Genomic DNA, 22,975 nt, shown 5'->3' on the forward strand with positions numbered 1-22,975 from the left:
TTTTCGTTTTCCTTTCCCGTCCCATACTGTCTCGAAGCGACCCGCATTACTCGCGGTGTAGCGCACGGTATGACGGATGTTTCTGTGCCCTAAATAGTCCTGAATCAGCCGTGTGTCTACGCCATTGTCTGCCAGTGCATAACCGCAGGCGTGCCTGAGCATGTGCGGATTCGCGCAAATCGACAATTTTGCCTTCAAACTGGTCTGGCGGATGATTTTATACACTTGCTGGCGTGACATCCGCTGACCGGTACGGGACAGGAATAACCAGTCGGGGGTTTCGTTGTTGGCCTGTGGTGTCTTTGGCAAATAATTCGGTCGTTCCTTTAGCCATTGACGTATAAGCTGAATCTCACGGGAGACCATTGGGTGGATGGTGGAAAAGCCATTTTTCAGGCGTTGTACGCGCAGGCTGCGGCTGTCCAAATCTACATCTGACAGCTTCAGACTGAGGAGTTCAGACACCCGAAAACCATGAATAAAACCCATAAACATCATGCAGATATTACGTGCCGCATGAGTATGTTTGCCTAATTCAGTCAGCAACATTTCAATTTCAGATTGCGTCAGGTACTTACGCTTTAACATGGTATTCGCCTTATAGCGTGATTAATCAGACGATAATTAAATGTAACACTGATCAGTGTTGCTGATTATTTACGGAGTGCAATGTTAGCCCGCAGAAAAACTCCCACTATGGTGATATTTTTGGCGATACTCTTTCGGCGTCAGACCATTGCAGCGTTTGAATAACTCCCTGAAATAACGGGTATCTTCGTAACCGACTTCATGGCTGATTTCTTCGATGGTTTTCTGAGACTTTTCCAGCCAGTGCTTGGCCTGTAACAGACGTATCTGCTGGATGTACTGGATGGGAGTTTTTCCGGTGGCGATTTTGAAGCGCCGTTTCATTTGTCGTTCACAAAGGTGAATTTTGTTGGCTAAATCGGCCACGGATAAAATTTCGGAAGGTGAGGTGTGCATCCAATCTTGCAATTTGTGGATGAGAGAATCTGAATGTTGACGATAAGGGGCAAAACTGACGGAATCAGACGAAACTTTGGGGTCATTTTCGCCAAACAAGAATTGTGCACACTGTTCTCTGGCATATTGTCCGTAAATCAACTCAACAATACTCATCATACTTTTGCTGCACCCATAGGCGCTGGAAATGCAGAAACGGTTATTGTCACGGGTGATTTTTTTGTCGGTATACAGGGGAATATGGGGAAATAGATCTTTGAATTCGCGGGAAAAATGAGGGTGGATTGTTGCGCTGGTTTTCAGTAACCCGGCTTTGGCAAGGATGAATGTGCCTGAGCAGACTGAAACGATAGGAATGTGCTTTTCATCCATCGCTCTGAGCCACTCTATTATTTCCGGTGAGCAGTATTGCGGCTGCCATACCGGGAAACCCAGAGAGCCAACCAGAATAATATCGGGTTGTTGGCCATGATAGAGATCGGAATGGGAAGTCGGGGCGGGTTCAGTCAACAGACTATTGGTTCCGTTCATTTCCTGACTTGCTGGCGAGATAATGCGGACATGGGGAATGGGGCCGCCAATGGCATTGGCGGCGATGGTGAGTATTTCAATCGGCATAGCAACCGATGTCACCGAGGTGTGAGAAAAGACCAGGGCTGTGATAGATAATTGTTTCATAGTTATATTCTCTTCCTTAAGAACATTTTGTTATGTTGTGTTAATTTCGTTACGAAATTAATTTTAAAACGAAACAAGTCTCATGTCTTCAATGAATTTTCTATCGTGATAGTCACTCTGTTTGTTGATACCAAAGTTGTGCATACAGGCCGTGTTGTTGCAATAGGTCATCATGGGAGCCCGATTCGACGATTGTTCCTTGATCTAAAACAAAAATTTTATCCGCATGGCGGATCGTGTTCAGCCGATGGGCAATGCTGATGACCGTCCTATTACGGCGGATTTCGTCCAGATTGCTCATGATGGCAGCCTCAGATTCATAATCCAGCGCGGAAGTCGCTTCATCCAGAATCAGGATTTTGGGATCATTCAACAAGGCCCTTGCCAATGCGATACGCTGCCGTTGCCCACCGGAAAGGTTACTTCCTTTCTCCCCGACAGGATGGGCAAATTTATGCGGAAATTCATTGATGAAGTCAGTTGCACCCGCCAAGGTCGCCGCCCGGTAGACTTCTTCATCGCTGGCATTGGGTTTGCACAGGTGGATATTGTCCGCAATGCTGCCGGAAAACAGAATGCTTTCCTGCAATACCACGCTCATGTTACGTCGGAGTGATACGGGATCGGCGATCGCCAAATCCATACCATCGACCAGAACCTGACCATGCTGTGGCACATACAGACGCTGTAACAACCGGGTCAGGGTACTTTTACCTGAACCCGATGGCCCCGTTATGCCGATAAATTCGCCCGCTTTGATGGTCAGTGACAGATTTGCCAGTACTTCGGGCGTATCTGTGTGATAGCGGAAGCGAATATTCCTGAACTCAATCTGGCCGGCAAGTTCAGGGGAAGCTGCCAGCCCCTGTTTGCTACTCTCCATTGGCTCATCAAGAATATCGCCGACCCGTCGCAAAGCGATCAAAGTATGCTGGAAATCCTGCCAGACTTGCGCCAGCCGTAAGATCGGCTGGGTGACGTGTCCTGCCAGCATATTGAAGGCAATTAACTCCCCGGGGGATAATTCGCCGTTAAGAACGCTTCTGACCCCCCACCATAGCAGTAATGCTGCCACGATTTTCTGGATCAACGCGATCCCCTGTCCGGCCGCAAGCCCACTTTTCTGGGCGGAAAAACGCTGGATCAATTGCTGGCTTAACACTTTTTGCCACTGGTACAGAAAGCGTTTTTCCGTTGCCGTGGTCTTGATAGTTTCGATGCCCATGACGGATTCCGTCAGGAAACTGGTGGCATGGGCATCGGCTTCATATTCAGTTTCTACCTTGCGTCGGATGACAGGCCCGATGGCGATCCAAAGCAGGAAATAGAGTGCCAGCGAACTGATTACGATCCAAGTCAGCAGGGTGGAATAATGGAACATGACGCCAAGGAACAGGATGATGAAGATCAGGTCGAGTAGCAACATCAGGGTGGAGCCGGTCAGGAATTGGCGGATTTGTGCCATTTCTCTGACGCGCGCGATAATTTGTCCGGTTTGGCGTTGCTTGAAATAGGGCAGGGGTAATCCCACCAGATGGCGGTAAAGCCTGCCGGAGAGTTCCGCGTTGATCTGGCTTGCCATATGTCCGAACACGGTATTGCGCAGAAAACCGTACAAGGGTTCTGCCACGGCTAGCGCCAGAATCGCCAGACCAAGAACATGCAGGCTGGATAAGCTGCGTCCGACCAGTACTTTGTCGATGACATTTTCAAACAGCAAAGGAGACGCCAGCGCAAAAAGTTGCAGCACAATGGCGAACAGGAAAATATCCCGCAACTGGTTTTTCTGCCTGAAAATCGAAGGGTAAAACCAGCTCAAACCGAATTTAACTTGCTGTTTGGTCAGGGATTTATCTGCCACCAGCAGGATTTTATACTCACTGTGTTTAGCTTCGTCAGGTTCCGTCTGTGTGCCGTGTAATGGGCGTATTTCTTGTTTTTCCGTGATGGGATTGAGCACGGTAAATTGGTCTGGGCTGATTTCGAGCAGCACCCACCAGCACTGATCCAATTCAATCAGTGCCGGTAAAGGCAACGTGGCTGCGGTATCGGCTGTCAGACGATCAAATTTGCTGTGCAGGCCGATGGCATCGATAGCCTCGCGTAGCTGCCAGTCTGTCAGTGTCAGAGAATCCAGACCCAACGCATGATGCAATTGTCTGACGGAGGCGACCTTATGAAATTGTGTTCCCAGATAGGTGACACAATCCAGTGCGTGATTATTGGTGAGGTCTTCCGTGCCTGCATCATTCGTAAAGGAAAATGCGTCAACCATGATTATTTTTCCCTCAACGCTTCAGACTGATATTCCTGAATCGGACTGAGCAGGTAATCAATCACTCGTCGTTGGTCGGTCTTGATTTCTGCGGTGATGGACATCCCGGCGGTGATTTCGACAGGCTTACCATCAACGATGATATTGTTCTGTCTGAGGCTGATTTGCGCTGGAAAAACCAGACCCAGGCGCTCATCGGTCGTGGAATCCCGTGAAATACTGAGCAGTTCGCCTTCGATGGTGCCATAGCGGGTATAAGGGAAGGCATCCACTTTAACCGTCACATGCTGGCCGGGGCGGACAAACCCGACATCTTTATTCAGGATCTGGATTTCCGCGAGTTGCACATGGTCATCCGGTACAATCACCATCAAATTCTGTGCAGGCTGTAAAACCGCGCCGAGGGTATGGACACTCAATTGCTGAACCGTACCCGCCACAGGGGAACGCACGATCTCAAGGGCTTCTCGTTCCTGCATTTTTGAAAGTTCTTGTTTCAGCACGCCCAGTTGCATCTCTGCCTGCTTTTTTTTCTCAAACCATTCCCGCTCTTTTTGCGTGTTGATCCCCTTTAACCGCTCTTCCAAACTCTTGTATTGGGTCATCAAGATGCCTAGTTCTGCTTTTTGTTGCGCGATCACCCGTTCTGTTTCCAGCAATTCTTTTTCCTGTTCCAGATATTCTACTCGGCTAATCACCTGCTTCTGGCTCAATATTTTTCGTGCCTTTAAGCGTTGATTGATATTTTCACGCAGGTTGGTCAGAGCCTGAATATCCCCGTTTTTGGCTTTTTGAGAAGAGAGATTGACGTTCATTTCAGCGTAAAGATTGGTGATAATGGCATCGAATTCATGCTTTTCGTGCTCGTAATGCGCCTGGATTTTTTCTTGTTGGGAGAGAGTCTGCTGCTGAAAGAGAGGCAGTGATTCGGGATCATGTTTCTCAAGCAGTGCCTGATAGCGGATTTTCTCTTCGGTCAGATATTCACGTTGTTCAAGCAGGCGTGTAACGTCCTGATTAACGCCGAGCGTATTCAGCGTAAGCAGAGGGGCATTTTTTTCAATGTGCTGCCCATTTTGAATATGAATAGAGAGCAGACGGCTCTGTTCATACGCCTGAATGATTTGGGAACGGCCGGAAGCTATCAGACGCCCGGTGGCGGTTGCCTGTACATCCAATTTTCCCAGATACGCCCATAGCAGTACCACCAGTACCCCGATACTCAAAGTGATCGCCGTATAACGGGCGAACGGGGAAGGCGGGCGTTGTGACAATGCCAGATGTGTGGGTAAAAAATCATAATGAGGCGAAGGAGTACGCAGGTTTTTAATCCCTTTGCGTAAGATGGCCTTAAACATGGGAAGTCACCTCCTGTTTCAGTTCCTGTTGCAATTGCCAGAGTTTTCGATACTGCTTGCCCTGCTGTAGCAGTTGTTCATGGCTACCTTGTTCAATAATTTGACCTTGGTGCAGCACAATGATTCGGTCGCATTGGCGTACTGTGGAGAGTCGATGGGCGATGGTAATGACCGTTCTGCCCTGCGCAATGTCTGCCATATTGGATTGAATAACCGATTGTGACTCATCATCCAGTGCGCTGGTGGCTTCATCAAGGATCAGAATGGTGGGATCAGACAGCAGGGTTCTGGCAATGGCCAGACGCTGTCGCTGCCCGCCGGAGAGGGATTGGCCGCCTTCTGCGATGATGGTGTCGTATCCCATCGGCAGCTTGAGAATAAAATCGTGTGCACCCGCCAGACTGGCCGCTTCAATAATATCAGACAGAGGAGCATCGGGTCGTGATTGGGCAATGTTTTCATGTACGGTTTTATTAAACAGAAAATTTTCTTGTAACACGATGCCTATTTGCTGTCTCAGAGATTCAATATTGAACTCCTGCAATGGAATGCCATCCAATGTGATGGAGCCATGTTCCGGGGTATAAAGCCGAAGCAGCAGGCGCGCGAGGGTACTTTTTCCTGAACCGGATGTTCCTACTACGCCAAGCGTTTCTCCTGCCCGGATATCCAGCGTAAAACGGTTGATGGTGGGGGAGAGATCGGGCTGATAGCGAAATACGATATCAGAGAATGAAATAGCACCCTGCAATGAGACTCGCTCTTTGCCTGACTGCTGCTCTGTCGGCAGGTTCAACATATCCCCCAGTTTATCAATGGCAATGCGTGAACGGATAAATTGCCCCCAGAGTTGCACCAACTTGGCCAGGGGCTGCTGGGTATGGCTTACCATCATATTGAACGCGATCAACTGGCCGATGGTCATGTGCAGGGAGAGCACTTCGGAGGCACCAAGCCAGATAATGGCCGCACTGGTGACTTTTTGTAACAGCATTACAAGATGGCTGGAGCGGTTATCCCATTGCTGCACATCATAACTGGTACTCACCATATTTTCGGTCTGGCTATCCCAGCGCCGGATAAAGCGGGGTTCCGCTGCAAGGCTTTTCAGTGTCTCGGCACCGGCGACGGTTTCGGTCAGGAAAGAGGTATTGATCGCAGCATGAGTGAATTGTTTTTCGACTGCTTTCTCGATTTTGGGCGTGACCCACCATGCCAGCAGGCCATAGAAAGGGATGGTAGCTAAAAATAGTAAAGTCAGAGTGCCGGATAGCAGGCTCATCACGTAAATAAATACGAACATGAACAGGACATCAATACACAGGGTGAACATGGAACCGGTTAAAAACTCCCGTACGGTTTCGAGTTCGCGTACCCGCGTCACAATTGCTCCCACTTGGCGGGATTTGAAAAACAGCAAAGGCAGGCCAAGCAGGTGCCGAACCAGCTTTAACCCCAGTTTGATATCAATGCGATTGGCTGTATGGGCATACTGATATTCGCGTAGTCCACGCAGAACCACTTCAATCAGGCTCGCAACCACCAGACCAAAAATCAACACATCTAAGGTGGATAACGCCTGATGAACCAGTACCTTATCCATGACAACCTGCACGACCAGAGGAGAAATCAACGCTAAAATCTGCAAAATGAACGAAAACAGCAGAATTTCAGTCAGATTTTTCCTTTGTCGGATAAATTCGGGAATAAACCAGCGGATATTAAATTGGTTACTTTTTTGTTTTATTTTTATCCAGCGTCCGCTCCATAAACGGATAAAGTTTTCTTTATCCAATATCTCAGGCGCTTCCTGATTAGGTTTTTGAATCAACACTCGCTGTTCATCATGTTTTGCTAAAATAAAGGGATTTCCATTACCATCGAACAGAATAGCGGGTAAAGATAACGTGTTTAATTTCTTATTTATTGAACGTTTATTTTTAATAGAAATATGATGTTCTTTCTTTAATTTATTTAAAGTAAAAAGATAATCATCATTATTATTTATGTTTTTATCGGGTATAACGGTGTGTTTGCCATTAGATATCATTATTATTAATTTAATTAATGATATTGTTGTTTTTTCTATTTCATTCATATGGGTAAATTTATTTTAATAAAAACCAAAACCCAAATTAAGGAAAGAACCAGAAGAAGAGTATGGTATTTCTTTATAAGATAATCTTAATAAATACGATAAAAGGTATTATCTGTTATCAATGAGGATATCAGGGTTGGTAATTAGGACAAAATGCGGTGGTTAAACAGACATTTTTATTTTTATATGTTGATTTTAAAAAGTAAATAGATATATTTTCGTTCAAGCAGTCGATAAATTATTTGGTTTCTAATAGCCTATTTTATTTGCCATTTTGAGTTTGAGCAGCGTTCAAAATCTGCGTGTACTCATTCTTAATTTTTTAACAAATGTTGTGTTCATGTTGTTTTTGCCTAGTATTTCCTATTCAAGCTGATCGCAACAACGAGATTTAATGATAAATAAAACCATAACGATATAGGGTTTTAATCATTTAATTTAATATAATTGTAACATTAGGTTTAAATTTAATATATTTGCAACATTAAATTTAAATTTATTTAATGGATAATGATATGTCTGAAAAATTCGTTCAAACCATTTCAAGTGTTAATTATAATAAAGGCGTTTTTTCCCTTTATTTTGTTGGGCAAGAGTCTAACCGAATGGCAAATGGCATACTGGCTGAAAACGATCAGGAATTACAATTAAAGCAAGTGATCCACATGCCTGCATCCGGCTTTATGTATATGGTTTCCATGGTGAAAAGTATGCTTGAAGACCCTCGGATGGAAGCCGAAATGAATAAGCTGATCGCAGCAGGGTTCTTGCCTGTACCTGAAATGAGTGAAGGTGAAATGCCAGCCGAGCCGGAAACGGCTGTTGCAGAAACCGTTGAGCCTAAAAAACGCCCAGCCCGCGACGCGGAAAAATCAAAATAATATCAGGTATCAGTAAAATCATATCAGATGGTTGCTAGCTTATGATGATCACACATCAACCCGCAACACTGAGTGACACTGAAATACAGGCAATGATAGGTGGGGTGATGTTGCTTTGTCAGCATTCACCCTTACACCGACGCTATTTAGTTGCTGAGTGGCAACAGCGTATCTTTCCTTCATTCCAGCTCAATCAGTTTTGCTATTACGAAGATGAACACCAACGCCCAGTTGCTTTTTGTAATTGGGCTTTTTTGTCTGATAGCAGTCGGGATGCGATTCTTTCCGGTGAACGGGAGATTTCGCAGGAAGACTGGCGTTCAGGACAGCATATCTTTTTTCCGGAAATGATTGCCCCTTTTGGGCATGCGAAGGGTATCGCCCGTGATCTTCGCCGGCGTGTCTTTGCAGCATGGAAGGGGCAAAAAGCCTGTACTGTCCGGGGAATGCTGGACACACAAAATGACCACTGTATCCGTCGGGTACAGTGGTTTACCGTTTAATTTTTCTGCCCAATACCAGGATTACTTATGGGAAAATCATCCAACCGAAGTGCGGCATATGCCTTTACCGGTAAATATGAAGATGATAATGATGGAAATACAATACACGCCATCGGCATTGGCGGCGTCATTAACGCCTATGGCGGGAATGATTACATTGTAGTGGGTTCCGTTGGTGCAACAGTCAATACGACATGGGGGCACGATACTGTCGTGGGGGCGGCCGGGTATCTGGATATTAACGATACGAGCGGTACTCTGACGGTAAAAGGAGGCTCAGGTTATACCTCCATCAATAAAACAAGCGATGGCACGATAGATTTTGCTGGCGCTGCTGGTGGACTGAAAATCAATCACACAGGTGATAAAGGCCGAATCGATTATTCTGGCGCGTCTGGCTACAATGGCATCACCCGTAAGGGATTGGAAGGAAATTTCACTTTTAAGGGCGCAGGGGCGTATAACGAACTCTGGCATGAAACCAATCAGGGAAATTTCTACTTTGCCGGCGCGGGGGGTGGAAACAAGATTGATCGCACATGGTTCAACCGTTATCAGGGGTCTAACGGCGATCTGACCTTTGAAGGCATCGGTGCGGCAAACATCATCAGCTCCAGAGTCGAAAGTGGTGATATTGTTTTTGAAGGCGCAGGAGCGGCTAACAATCTTGTCCGCAGAGGAAAAATTGGCAACGTCACTTTAACGGGCGCAGGGGCTTCTAACCGTATTGAACGTACCCGTCAGGCAGATGACGTCTATTCTGAAACCAAAGGTGATATCAAGTTCGAAGGCGCGGGTGGTTATAACAGCCTGTATTCCGATGTTGCGCACGGTAATATCCGTTTTGCCGGCGTGGGGGGGTATAACCATATTACCCGTAAGGGAGCGGCCACTGACTTCGATAACGAAGGCATGGAATATGCCAAGGCCGAAGACATTGTGTTGAAAAATGCCACCATGAGTGGTGAGTGGATTGGCTACAACCAGCAGGTGACGGGTCTTAAATCGGCAGGGGAACTGAACACTTATCTGTTTGCCTTTGCGGATGGCATGTATACCAAAGTCAACAAAGTTCAGCTCCGTAATGATCCTGAAACCGGCAAACTGATTTATCACTCGATGTCTTGGTATAAGGAAGGGAACCATCTCAAGGACTTAGAGAAACAGGATATCTCTGTTCAGGGTGGTTTTAAGGACGTCAATGTTGACGGTGCTTACACCCTGTCAAACTTGACGGTTGAACACCAGCAATCTGTTACCGTTCACGCTGTTGAGGAAAAACTGGCTGAAGACCAATGGATGAATCATGGCGATGGCGTGCTGGTTGATGTAGCAGATGTCACATTGTCAAATGCTAAAATGGGTGGCTATGCGATTGACGGTAAGGGAGGCACCGCCGATGTACAGGTGGTGAAATCCAACCATAAATCGAACACTTATATCTATGCCAAGCGAATCGATAAATACACCAAAATTGTGGTTATTGAACTGAGGAACGATCCAAAAACAGGCATGCTGCAATATAACGCACAGGCTTGGCTCAGTTTGGAAGATCGCATGGCGAAACTGGCGAACGAAGATATTTCTTCTGCTAATGGCTATCAAGCCGTGCCAGCGGGTATCTATACTCTGAGTGATCTTCATTACAGTGCCAAGGCAGTACGTACAGCTTCAGGGCGCGTATCTGGCATGCACGAATACAGTGATCTGGCGTTATTCAAAGCGCCGACGAGTAGCGGTAAAAGTTCCGGTGATGTCCGGTATACAGGCGAGGGTGGTGGCAACGTTATCCAATCCAACGTAACCCGAGGTCATGTCTATTTTGATGGAGCCGGCATCGCCAATGTTATTGAACATACTTCTGAGTTTGGTAACACGGAATTTAATGGCGGCGGAGCGGCGAACGTCATCGTCAAAAAAGGCAAAGAAGGCAACCTGACCTTCAACGGTATCGGCATTGCCAACGTACTGCTGCATCAAGGATTGCGTGGCGACATGGACGTGAATGCGGGCGGCGCGGCTAATATACTGGTTCGCGTCGGTGATGGCCGCTATCTCGCCCATCTTCTGGCGGTCGGCAATATCTCCATTCACAAGGGCAACGGCAACAGCCGTATCTCAATGGGCGGTGGTTTCAATACCCACACCCAAATCGGTCATGGCGACGCATTCTGGTCTGGTGTTGGTGGCTTCAATGTCCTGACTCAAATGGGGAAAGGTCATGTTTCCTCAATTCTGCTGGGCGGCGCTAACGTTCTGACCAAAGTTGGTGAAGGTGATCTTGAATCCGGCATGTTAGGCGGCGCCAACATCATTACCCATATCAGCAATGATCGTGAAACGTCCAACACGAAAGCCATCGCACTGGGTGGTGCCAATGTCCTGACTAAAAAGGGCAAGGGAGACGTATTGTCTGTCATGGGCGGCGGTGCCAACGTTCTGACCCATGTTGGGGATGGCAAAACCACCGGTATCCTGCTGGGCGGCGCGAACATTCTGACCAAAGTCGGCAACGGCGATACTACGGGCATCATGTTGGGTCTTGGTAACATTCTGACGCATGTCGGCAATGGGCAGACGCTGGGCGTGATGGCGGCGGCGGGTAACATTTTCACCAAAGTGGGCGATGGGACAACCATCGCGGCGATGGTGGGAGCAGGTAACATTTTCACTCACGTTGGTCAGGGAAATGCCTGGGCGCTGATGGGCGGTATCGGGAATATCTTCACCAAAGTTGGCGATGGTGACGCACTGGCATTAATGCTGGCTGCCGGCAATGTGTTCACGCACGTTGGTGATGGTATGAGCGTGGCTCTGATGGTTGCCAAAGGCAACATTGCGACTAAAGTCGGTCATGGTGAAGTGCTTTCTGCCATGATTGGCGAGGGCAATATCCTTACCCAGATTGGTAACGGTGACACCTTTGCCGCCATGCTGGGTAAAGCGAACATTCTGACTAAAGTCGGCAATGGTCTGACAGCCGCGTTGATGGTGAGTGAAGCCAACGTTTATACCCATGTGGGTGATGGAACCAGCATCGGTCTGTTTGTGGGTTCTGTCAACGTGATGACCAAAGTGGGTAATGGAACCACCCTTGCGGCCATGTTTGGCAAAGCCAATATCATGACGCATGTCGGTGATGGTTTGACTGGCGTCCTTGCATTGGGCAAAGCCAACATCATGACAAAAGTCGGCAACGATTTCATGGGGGTTGTTGCGGCTGCTGAAGCCAACGTGGTGACCCATGTTGGTGATGGCACCACAGCCGCTCTGCTGCTTGGCAAAGGCAACGTGCTGACCAAAGTGGGTGACGGAACCACCGTGGGCTTACTGATTTCCAAAATCGGCAACGTCATGACCCATCTTGGTGATGGAACCACCATCGGGTTCGCCAAGGGTGAAGCCAACATCATTACCAAGTTGGGTGATGGGTTGGGAATCAATGCCGCTTGGGGCAAGGCCAACATCATGACCCATATTGGCGAGGGTGATCGCTATAACTTTGCCAAAGGTGAAGCGAATATCATCACTAAAGTGGGTGATGGTCAGGAAGTTACCGTAGTGCAAGGTCAAGCCAACATTGTGACTCATGTGGGCAATGGCGATGATTACACGGGCGCTTGGGGCAAAGCCAACGTGATCACCAAAGTGGGTGATGGACGTAATGTCGTACTTGCCAAAGGTGATGCCAATATCGTGACCCAGATCGGTAATGGAGACAGTTTCAATGCACTGTGGAGTGAGGGCAATATTGTCACCAAAGTCGGTGATGGCATGCAAGTCACAGCAGCCAAAGGTAAGGGCAACATCACGACGACTGTAGGCAATGGCCTGAGTGTTACCACCGTTCACGGTGATTTGAATGTCAATACCAAAGTGGGTGATGGCGTTTCCGTCAATGTGGCCTGGGGCAAACTCAACGTCAATACCCGAGTGGGTGATGGCCTGAATGTTTCCGTCATGAAAGGTCAGGCAAATGCCAATATCCGTGTGGGTGATGGTCTAAACATTAACGCTTCTTATGCACGCAATAACGTGGCGATTCAGGTGGGTAATGGCGATTTCTATAGCCTTGCCGTTGCGGAAAGTAATACCGAGAGCAATAAGCTGGGTGCCTTATTTGACAACGTGAAGCAGACACTGCTTGGCGTGGCGGGCAGTAAGGGTATTAGCTATCTGGTTAATGGCGACGAAGCCAACACATCGGGAACTCATAAGGGACGCGGTGCAATTAATCTGCCCGAAGTTTCCGCGCTGAAGGGTTTCCAGTTGACTGAAATGGAGCAGGTCAAATCTGATTTGCAGAATAGCCTGAAAGGTTCGGTGACGGGCGTTGATACCCCGGACACTGACAGTATCCAGAATACATTGGGCAATGAAAAACGGTTGAGTTCTAATCAGTCGCGCAATTTAATTGTCAATGGAGACTTTGAGCAGGGCGCAGACGGCTGGCAATCTACCAATGGTATTGAAGCCTATTATGCTGCACAGTCCTATGGCCTCAGTAATGAGGGTCATGGCGAACGTGTCAGTGAACTCGATGCTTATACCCATGCTGATAAGGATTCTAATACCAGTATTTATCAGGATATTAGTGATCTCACGGTGGACGAATCCATCACGCTGAGTTTTGATTTTGCAAAACGCGCCGGTATTTCTGCTGACAACGGTATGGAAGTACTGTGGAACGGAAAAACCGTCTTCTCAATTTCCGCAGGTAACGCGGAATGGCAGAATAAAACATTGTCATTAACCGCACAGGCGGGCAGCAACCGGCTGGAATTTAAAGGCACAGGCACAAATGATGGTCTGGGCTACATTCTGGATAATGTCGTTGCCAAATCTGAGCTGCCAGACAGTACCATTGCTGACCATGTGCAGCAGGACGCCGCCGCACAGAATGCATTACAGGATAAGGAAAAAGTAGAAGCGGATCGTCGGCGTCTGGAACAGGAAAGGGATACACAACTGGCCGCCGTTTCTGGCTCTCAAGCACAATTGGAAGCCACGGATCTGGAGGCTCTGAATGGGAATGGACAAGACCAGCGCGATGCAATAAATAATGAAGCCGAAGCTGTTACCAAAGAATTGACGGAACAAGCTAAAGGGTTGTCAGCGCTGGATAGCTACGGCAAGCATCATGGGAAATCCGGTGAACAGTGGCGTGCTCAATTTGCGGGTGGTTTGTTAGGACAGGTTCAGACACAACTGAATCGTGCAGACGAAACAGCACAACAGCAGTTAGATCGCTCACAGCGCGCGGCCTCAGAACGTTTTGGTGATCTCAAAGATGCGGTGGCCAAATCGGAAGCCGGGGTCAGCAAAGGCGAACAACACCAGCAACAGTCTCAAAAAGAGATTGAACAGACCCGCACTAATGCTGAATTCAGGAAGCAACAAGCCTTAAGCCAAAGGAAACAGGCCGAACACGCTGAAAGTGATGCTAAAGCCGCAGTGCAGAAAGCCGAACAGCGTGGTCAACATGAAATTTCTGCGGCAGACAGCCAGACTGCACGGGTGCAATCTGATGCCAAAGCCGCAAAACAGAGTGACAACTACAAACCGAATCGCGCGGGAGCAGCAGGCAGTGGTCTGTCAGGCACCGCCTATGAGTCCCATGCGGCTGAAAACCAGCCTGAGCGGGTAAAAACGGATAATCCTATCGGTTTTGCACCGAAAGATGAGACAAATACCGGATTCAGTCAGGAATTACAATATCTGGATGAAGACCTCAACGGGCTGCCTGAGGCAAAAGAAGTACTACTGAATGGCTCACAGATCAAAGTAGCAAAACGCGGTAAAAATACCGGGGCTACCCTGATATCGGCTTATACAGAAACGTCTGTCAGTCAGCCTGTCAGCAAGACCGCAGATGTGTCTACCGAATGGGTCAGAAACGCGCCGAAAATTTCAGGTCTGGATCTCAGTGGCCTGCAAGCGCTGGGTGAAACCCATGTTCAGCAGGGCTCCGCTGATGTACCCGAAACGTCTGCCACTGCCATAAGAGCGCAAAAAGTTGCAGATGTTTACCGTTGGCTGGACAGTGACAACAACATTGCTACAGACACTTATATTCCGGTGCCCGGATTTGATCGTGGGGATGCTGATATTCCCGATAACATCAGACAGAAACTGGTGACCTTTGTTGAGGGATACCTTAAGGGGACTGACAATAGTGTGCCGGAAGATCAAGTCGCCCCGCTGGCGAAACTGTTCGTTGATGCCACGATTGATTGTAACTGGGATAAGCGTGTCGAATTCGTCTCTAAGCTGGAACAATATGGTTATAGTTTTGAGCCTGTCCATGGTGATAAAAGCATCGTGTCGTTCTGGTCTGGCAAAAACTTCAAGCAATACCGCAATGTTCTTGATGCCGTGCAGACCGACGGCAAGAAAGTGGTCTACGATATTGATGTGAAAGGTAACTCTTTTGCCATCGAACTGAACAAAACCCTGATGCGTTGGGGCAACGTATATCTCGATTCTGACAATGCCGAACATAACGCATTACAAACGGCCATTAATGCTTCAGCACGGAGCAACACCGGGTTCTGGAGTTCACTCTATGCCACCGGATCACGCGATGATGTGTATGTGATCGCAGAAGGCGGCTTGCGTCTTGGCAACTACTTCTGGAATGTTGAACTGCCAGTATTGCGTCAATTGCAGCGTGAAGGGCTGGTGGGAGAAATCCGCCTGCTGGATAAACCTGCCCGTGAATATCAGGGTGCAGCCCCTGAAACCATTGGTCGTAGGCTGACCGAAGCCGGCGTTTCTGTGAAGGCACGTTTTGATTCTCTCAGCATTGAAGAACAGGAAAGACTGCTTACGCTGAACCCGACAGGGTATAAGCCGGATACACTGATTGATCTCGACATAAAACTGAGCGCCATCGACAACATGTTGAATCAGGCATTGCCATTCTACGGATTGCGGACAGAGCGCAACCTGCTGATACGTGAAGCTGATGATGAAGGCTTTGAAGTGCGCCGGTGGCCGGGTCATGACGGTGATGATTTCAAGACGATCATGGTGGAAGATGCGCAAGATCCGGCTCAGATCAAGACCATTGAGCGTTTCATCCTTGCCAACTATGACGACTACGAAAAACTGCCGGATGCCTTGTATTTGGTGGAAGACCAGATTGTTTCCCACGAGCAGGGGCGTACCCGTATCGTGGCTAAAAAAGTGGATGGCAGTTGGAACTACAAACCGAAGACTGACTTGATGTCTGTCAGTGAGTTTAAGGATGCGGCTTCCGTTAAGGGTAAAATCCTTGGTGACAGTTACCGCAACGTACTGGAAGCGTTCGGCAGTTACGAAAAAGCCCTGCAAAACGGCGCAGACTATGACCTGGATGCCGTGGAAAAACTCATCAGCCTGCGCCAGCAAGTTGAAGGCTATCTATTAGGGCATCCTGATTCAAAACGCTTACCCGCCATGACAAACCTGCTGTCACAAATCAATGTGCGCATGGAAGAATCGCGGGTACTGGCAGAACCTACGCTGACAAGTACGGGCAAGGGCAGTTTCAGCGAGTTGTATAACAAACTCGGCAATGCCAATCTCAAAGATTCGAAGCATCTTTATATTGATGAACAGGGTGATTTTGTTACCCGTGGTAAATCCAATATTCAGATAGTGATGAAAGCGGAAGAGACGGAAAAAGCGGTCAGGCAGATCAAAGTAGCTGTCACCAGAGAATATGGTCAGGAAGTGGCAGAAACCGTCTTCTCAAACCTGAAGCCCCACGATTTGTCGAAAGATGGCAACGGCATCGATGTGTCTGGCTTGAGAAAAGTGCATCAGGCAATTGAACAGCAACTGTCTCCGGTCAGTGCCACCCTGTTTGTCTGGAAACCGAGCGATCACAGCCGACTGGGACATGCCGCCCTGCAAATTGGGCAAGGACGTATTCAGGTTAGCGCAGAAGATGCCGGAGGCTTCAATGAGAAAAACTATGTAAGCTGGTGGCCGAAAGGCGGTAAATCGACCAGTCCTGGACACATTTTTAATGTTTCCACGGAAGAAAATCCAGACGTGAGGTTACGCTGGCGTGATCTCAGCCAGCCGGCTTCTCCGAATGAGGCGCTGAAATTTGATGTCGCCTCTGAAGAAGGGGATAACTTTGGCTTGAAGGATGGTACATACAAGCTGGAGAAATTTATTGAAAAATTAAAGGCTGCCAAAGGCGTTGATGCAAAATTCGAGGATATCAGCGAGGGCTTTGCCATGTCTGCGCTGGCTAACCCTAACCTGCTTAAATCAGCCGGTATACCTGAGCATATTTCCCGACCGTTTATCGAACAATGGGAAAATGGCAACATTGACATGCAGGACATTGGCCGAGATTTTGCCGAAGCACTGCGGACAGCCGCGAAACAGAAAGTCACGCCTGAGCTGACTGAAAAACGCATCACTAATATCGTTCGTCAGTTTGCCGAACGTGAATTGAGCGACATTCAGGATTTCAAGGCCAGCGAAGCCGATCAGGGGCGTGTATTCCGCATCAATCTGGCAGGCTTGGATGCCGCAGCAATGCAGGCAGAATGGGATAAAATCAGCCAGAACCCTGATGCCCGCTATCAAATATTGAACGGTAACTGTTCAAGTATCGTAGCCAAAGTGCTCAAGGCCGGTGGAGCCGATAAAGTGATCGGTCATACATGGCGGCCAAACTTTGGTATCTGGACCCCAACCGAATTATTCAATTATGCGCAGAAATTGCAAGAAGCACAGATTGAGAGAATCGCCAATAAGCCGAAACGCATTGTGGGTGAAGATCTGGAAGCGTTGGGCCAGCCCGATAAAAAAGACAACGTGCTGGAAAAAGTTGCCATTGACAACGACGGCAAACCACCGCGTGACAGAGAACCCTTCAATCCAATAACCCGCTTCCTGAACAATGAGCTTTACGGCGCTAAGGAAGATCGCCGCAATGTGCATGATTACACTCAAACGGCGCTGGACACTGCTGTGACCAACGGCACGGCGGATAAAGTCACGTTACGGGGCGACGCTGGGCGTCTGACCGGCTATTACCATCAGGGCGAACAGAAGCCTGATGTAGCAACCGAGCCGAATGCAGCGAAAAAAGTGGTTCTGTTCATTCATGGTTCTGGCTCCTCTGCGGAAGAACAAGCCAGTGTCATCCAGAACCAATACCAGAAACAGGGTATTGATATGCTCGCGGTGAACATGCGGGGTTATGGTTCCAGTGATGGTCGTCCGAGCGAAAAAGGGCTGTATCATGATGCCCGCACGATGTTCCGTTATTTGGTTAATGATCGCGGCGTCAGGCCGGAAAATATCATTATTCATGGCTATTCTATGGGTGGACCAATTGCGGCTAATCTTGCCCGTTATGCCGAACGGAACGGACAAACCGTTTCTGGCTTGCTGCTCGATAGACCCATGCCAAGTATGACCAAAGCGATTACTGCTCACGAAGTGCCAAACCCAGCAGGAATTACGGGCGTACTGGCAAAATCGGTCAATGGTCAGTTCTCAGTAGAGAAAAACCTGCAAGGTATTTCGAAGCAAACCCCAATCATGTTGCTGACCGATAATGAAGGCTTGGGTGAAGCGGGAGAAAAACTGCGCGCTAAACTGGTTATCGAGGGTTATCAGGTATCGGGTGAACATACCTTCTATGGTCATGAGGCCAGCGGCCGGTTGATGAACCAATATGCTGAACAGATTGTGACAGGTTTGTTTGATGTGAAGCGTCAGCCGGATGAATCAACGGCACTTAAAGGTATCAAGAGTGATCTGAAGCGCTATGGTGAAGCGCTGAAACCACAGCAAAGCGCACCGGGTAAAACGAAAGATATCCGTGCGACGCAAGACTTCCTTACCGGTTATCAGCAAGGGCATGCAGAGCAGACCGTTGATGGTTTCCGTTCAGACATGAACATCAAACAACTGGTGGATCTGCTGGTTAAAGGTAACTGGACAGCAGAACAAAAAGGCTCACTGGCTTGGGAAATTGAGAGCAGGGCCTTGAAGGTGACCTTCCAGCCTCAGGCGGAGAAACACAATCGGCTGTTCAATGACGTTGTTTCGGCCGGGGTTGCTGACACCAAGGCGAACAAGCATCTTGCACCACAATTGCTGCTATTGAACCTGTCGAATGACGGTTTTGGCGGGCGTTGTGATCCATTGTCAAAACTGGTTCTGGTTGCGAAACAGCTGGAAAACAATGGTCAGGATGGCGTTGCTCGCAAGCTGTTGGAAAAAATGTATTCTGCGGCTGCAGTACTTAGCAATCCAGAGCTGTATTCAGACACTGAACGCGGCAATGCCAGTAAATTATTGGGTTCTCTGGCTGCTCTTCATGCCCGGAACCCGATGCATGACACTTCTATGAAGGTGTGGCAGGAGAAGCTGGAAGGTAAGCAGGCCTTGACCGTCAATGGCGTGATTGGGAAAGTGACTGCCGCAAATGCGGATGGCAAACCGGTTCTGCTTGAGCTGGATGCACCAGGCCATGCGATGGCTGCATGGGCGAAAGGCAGTGGTGAGAATCGCGTTTATGGTTTCTACGATCCGAACGCAGGTATTGTCGAATTCTCGTCTGCGGAGAAATTTGGTGATTACCTTACTCGCTTCTTCGGCAAATCTGGCCTGAATATGGAGCAAAGCTACAAACTGCCAAAAAATGACGCGGGTGAAATTACCTTCAACCGTGTGGTGGTGATGGATGGCAACGTACTGGCGACTTACAGCCCGACACTGACTGACAAGACCACCATGCAGGGTATGCTTGATCTGAATGTCTTTGATGAAACACCCATGAAGACCCCGTCAGGCGTTGAAATTACCCATGAGGTGAAAGTACCACTCAAGGACAACCTCCCGGAAGGTGTTGACCGTGTGGTTAACAACGAGAATGTCGAATATTGGGAACCGGCTTTTGTCAAACCGCAGGCAGAAGGGGGTGACAGTCGCTTTAACGGTCAGGTCATCATCCAGACGGAAAATGATCCTGTCGCGGCCAAGGCTGCCGCACGCTTGGCCGGTAAGCACCCAGACTCCAGTGTGATTGTGCAACTTGATGCTAATGGCCGATATCGAGTGATGTATGGTGATCCTGCGACGCTGTCTGGCAAATTACGTTGGCAGATCGTCGGACATGGGCGTGATGAATCAGTACAGAACCACACTCGCATGAGTGGCTATAGTGCCGATGAACTCGCGTTGAAACTGAAACAGTTCCGCACCGACTTCAAGCAGGCCGGCTCGCCTGATCATATCAGTCTTGTCGGCTGCTCCTTGATCAGCGATGACAAACGCGATGGCTTTGCCCGTCACTTTATTTCAGAGTTGGATAAGCAGGGCATCCGAACCACAGTATCTGCCCGCAGCAGTGAAGTTGCGGTAGACAGCATTGGCCGTAAATTCACGCGCAATGCCGAAGAACAGTGGGTTCACAAACTCGTGGATAACAAGATTGTGCTGGGCTGGAATGACAAGGGAGAGCTGGAAACTCACGCTGAACGGATCCGCCGGGGTATCTCTGAAAGCGACATTAACTTGTCCCGTATCGGTCACATGGATACTGATGTGAAAGCGAAAGGCGCGATTGCAGAAAATACAGAAAAATTCCACGCCCCGGAACAGCACAAGAAGGTGAATGATGATTCATCGGCCACGCCACCGGCGAAGTCATCCAACAACAAACTGAGCTATTCCGGCAATATTCAGGTACAAGCGGGTGATGGCGAATTTACCGCTATCAACTGGGGAACGACCAACGTCGGTATCAAAGTCGGTACAGGTGGCTTCAAGTCACTGGCCTTTGGTGATAACAACGTCATGGTTCATATGGGCAATGGTGACAGTAAACACAGCGTCAATATTGCCGGTTATCAGGCACTGGAAGGTGCACAATTCTTTATGGGTAACCGGAACGTCAGCTTCAATCAGGGGCGCAGCAACGATCTGATCGTGATGATGGATAAATCCATTCCAACCCCTCCGTTGATCAATCCATTTGATGGGGCTTCCCGTATTTCTGGTGTCTTGCAGGGCATTGCCGGCTCCTTTGATTCACCAGATTGGCTGACCGCCCAAGATCAGCAGTGGACACTGGAGAGCGCGAAAAAATACGTCAGCGACCTGTCAGGTCTCGATCTGACCAGCAATGTCAATTACAACACTCTGACCAATCTTGATGCGGAGAATGAACGAAGCAGTCGTGGCCTGAAAAGTGATACCGAAAGCGCACTGAACAAGAAGTATAACGAGTGGTTGGGTAATAAAGATAATAAGCGTGAAATGAGCGAACTCAGTCGGGCGGATAAATTCCGTCAGATGAATGAAAAACTGGCCTTTAACTTCGCCGTTGGTGGACAGGGTGCCGATATTCAGGTAACGACGGGTAACTGGAACTTTATGTTTGGTGACAATATCCAATCGATTTTGGATACCAACTTGGGTTCACTGTTTGGCCTGATGACACAGGAATACACTTCCACGGGTATGGCTAAAACCACGTTTACTTTCAGCCCGACGGACTTACCACGTCAGCTTAAAAACAAGCTGCTCGGCAATCTGGCGGGTGTCAGTGCAGATACGACACTGGCAGATATCTTTGGTGTTGATTACACCGCGGATGGCTATATTGTTTCCCGTTCCAATCAATCGGTTGATGGCGTTGCGATTCTGCGTGAAATGCTGGAAGTGATCGGTGAATTCAGCGGCGATCAACTACAGGCATTTACTGATCCGGCAAAACTGCTCGACAGCTTGGAAGCCGGGCTGAATATGGGCGCAGATGGCGTTAAATCTTTTGCGGAAAGCCACGGCCTGAAAGCAAAAGCGCCTGATGAAAACAAAGAGGGACATGTATCAATCAGTGAAAAGGGTAAACCTGTTCAGGAAGCTGAAGAATTACCGTCAGATCGTGCCTTTGGCTTTAACTTGCCAAACCTGTTCACCACCTTGTTCAAGCAGGATAAGCAGGTTGAGATGGCATCACTGGTCGCTGATCTGAAAGAGAATCTGACCGCCGATTTGTTGAACATGCAGGACAAAACGTTTGACTTCCTGCGTAACAGCGGCCATCTGCAAGGTGACGGTGATATGCATGTCTCTCTCGGTAACTACAACTTTAACTGGGGCGGAGACGGCAAAGACCTTGGCGCTTATCTGGGAGATAACAACAACTTCTGGGGCGGTCGTGGTGATGACGTCTATTACTCCGTAGGAACCTCCAATATCTTCACCGGTGGTGAAGGTAATGATATGGGTGTCCTGATGGGGCGTGAGAACATGATGTTTGGTGGTGCGGGCAATGATGTTGCCGTACTGGCCGGACGTATTAACTACGCCTACATGGGCGACGGTGATGATCAGGTCTTTGTCTTCGGTGAAGGCGGTGTGATTGATGGCGGCAAAGGGCGCGACTATATCGTGGCTTCCGGTAACTTCAATAATATCCATTCAGGAGAAGGGCAGGATTATGTTGTTGCCATTGGTAACAACAACCAGGTGGGTTTGGGAGAAGGTGACGACTTTGCCACCGTATTCGGCAACTATAACAACATTGATGGCAACGCCGGCAATAACGCGATCAAACTGATGGGTTATCACGCGGCGATCAATGGCGGTACGGGCGACGATCATCTGATTGCCGATGTGGTTTCCAAGTTCAGCCAATTGAACGGCGGCGATGGCGATGACCTGCTGGTACTGGGCGGATACCAAAACCACTTCAAGGGTGGCACGGGCGTCAATAGCTTTTTGGTCAGCGGGGCGGTGATTGACAACGTGGTTGAAGATATCAAACGCGGCGACAAGATCATTTTCAACAACCCCAACTGGCAAAAGCTGTGGTTCCAGCGCAGCGGTTACGATCTGGTTCTGCTGACTGGCCGTGATGTGACAGACACCTCGGCACAAGGGAAGTTTGAGGCGATGGGTTCTGTGACCTTCAACGATTACTTCAATGGCAACCGTGCGGATATTGTCACCCAAATGGGAGACAAAGATGCACAGGGTGAACGTGAATATACGGCACTCTCTGCCAATTCAGTGGATTCGTTGGTTCAGGCGATGAGCGGGTTTGCGCCAAATATGGGCGACACCGGCTTTATTGATACACTTGATAGCCAGACGAAATCGACTATTCTGACCGCTTGGGCGGACACCACAAGCGGAAAATCCAAACTGGCCTAATGGCCGGAAAGGGTTTT

At 48.6% G+C, this 22,975-nt stretch carries 8 protein-coding genes; 3 read left to right on the plus strand and 5 right to left on the minus strand.

Annotated elements, in window-relative coordinates; all coding sequences use genetic code 11:
* From PSI22_RS02215 to PSI22_RS02235, 5 genes are all read right to left on the minus strand, one after another.
* Positions 1 to 588: tyrosine-type DNA invertase (locus PSI22_RS02215; RefSeq protein ID WP_273578308.1), on the minus strand; the 588-nt coding region annotated here is incomplete at its 3' end.
* 84 nt (positions 589 to 672) lie between these two features.
* Positions 673 to 1,662: a GlxA family transcriptional regulator gene (locus PSI22_RS02220; RefSeq protein ID WP_273578310.1), complete on the minus strand. Its 990-nt coding sequence runs from the start codon at positions 1,660 to 1,662 to the stop codon at positions 673 to 675.
* A gap of 112 nt (positions 1,663 to 1,774) precedes the next feature.
* Positions 1,775 to 3,937 carry a type I secretion system permease/ATPase gene (locus PSI22_RS02225; protein ID WP_273578312.1) on the minus strand — a complete coding sequence of 721 codons (2,163 nt, stop codon included), beginning with the start codon at positions 3,935 to 3,937 and terminating at the stop codon, positions 1,775 to 1,777.
* Positions 3,938 to 3,939: 2 nt separating this feature from the next.
* Positions 3,940 to 5,295, minus strand: a complete 1,356-nt coding sequence (locus PSI22_RS02230) for an HlyD family type I secretion periplasmic adaptor subunit (RefSeq protein ID WP_273578314.1) — start codon at positions 5,293 to 5,295, stop codon at positions 3,940 to 3,942.
* Positions 5,288 to 7,393 (minus strand): peptidase domain-containing ABC transporter, encoded by a 2,106-nt coding sequence (locus PSI22_RS02235; protein ID WP_273578316.1) that lies wholly within the window; start codon positions 7,391 to 7,393, stop codon positions 5,288 to 5,290. The genes PSI22_RS02230 and PSI22_RS02235 overlap by 8 nt, the downstream gene beginning before the upstream one ends.
* Positions 7,394 to 7,908: 515 nt before the next feature.
* On the opposite strand from PSI22_RS02235, the gene rtxH reads away from it, so the two are divergent.
* Genes rtxH through rtxA form a run of 3 tightly spaced genes read left to right on the plus strand, consistent with a single transcriptional unit; the run spans position 7,909 to position 22,958 of the window.
* Positions 7,909 to 8,274: a protein RtxH gene (rtxH, locus tag PSI22_RS02240; RefSeq protein WP_038206361.1), complete on the plus strand. Its 366-nt coding sequence runs from the start codon at positions 7,909 to 7,911 to the stop codon at positions 8,272 to 8,274.
* Positions 8,275 to 8,315: 41 nt separating this feature from the next.
* Positions 8,316 to 8,777 (plus strand): RTX toxin-activating lysine-acyltransferase RtxC, encoded by a 462-nt coding sequence (gene rtxC, locus PSI22_RS02245; RefSeq protein WP_038183015.1) that lies wholly within the window; start codon positions 8,316 to 8,318, stop codon positions 8,775 to 8,777.
* A 27-nt stretch (positions 8,778 to 8,804) separates the two neighbouring features.
* Positions 8,805 to 22,958, plus strand: a complete 14,154-nt coding sequence (gene rtxA, locus PSI22_RS02250) for an MARTX multifunctional-autoprocessing repeats-in-toxin holotoxin RtxA (protein ID WP_273578324.1) — start codon at positions 8,805 to 8,807, stop codon at positions 22,956 to 22,958.
* The last annotated feature ends 17 nt before the right edge of the window (positions 22,959 to 22,975 follow it).

Origin of the sequence: Xenorhabdus aichiensis (genome assembly GCF_028598775.1) — a bacterium.
GTDB classification, from domain to species: Bacteria; Pseudomonadota; Gammaproteobacteria; order Enterobacterales; family Enterobacteriaceae; genus Xenorhabdus; species Xenorhabdus bovienii.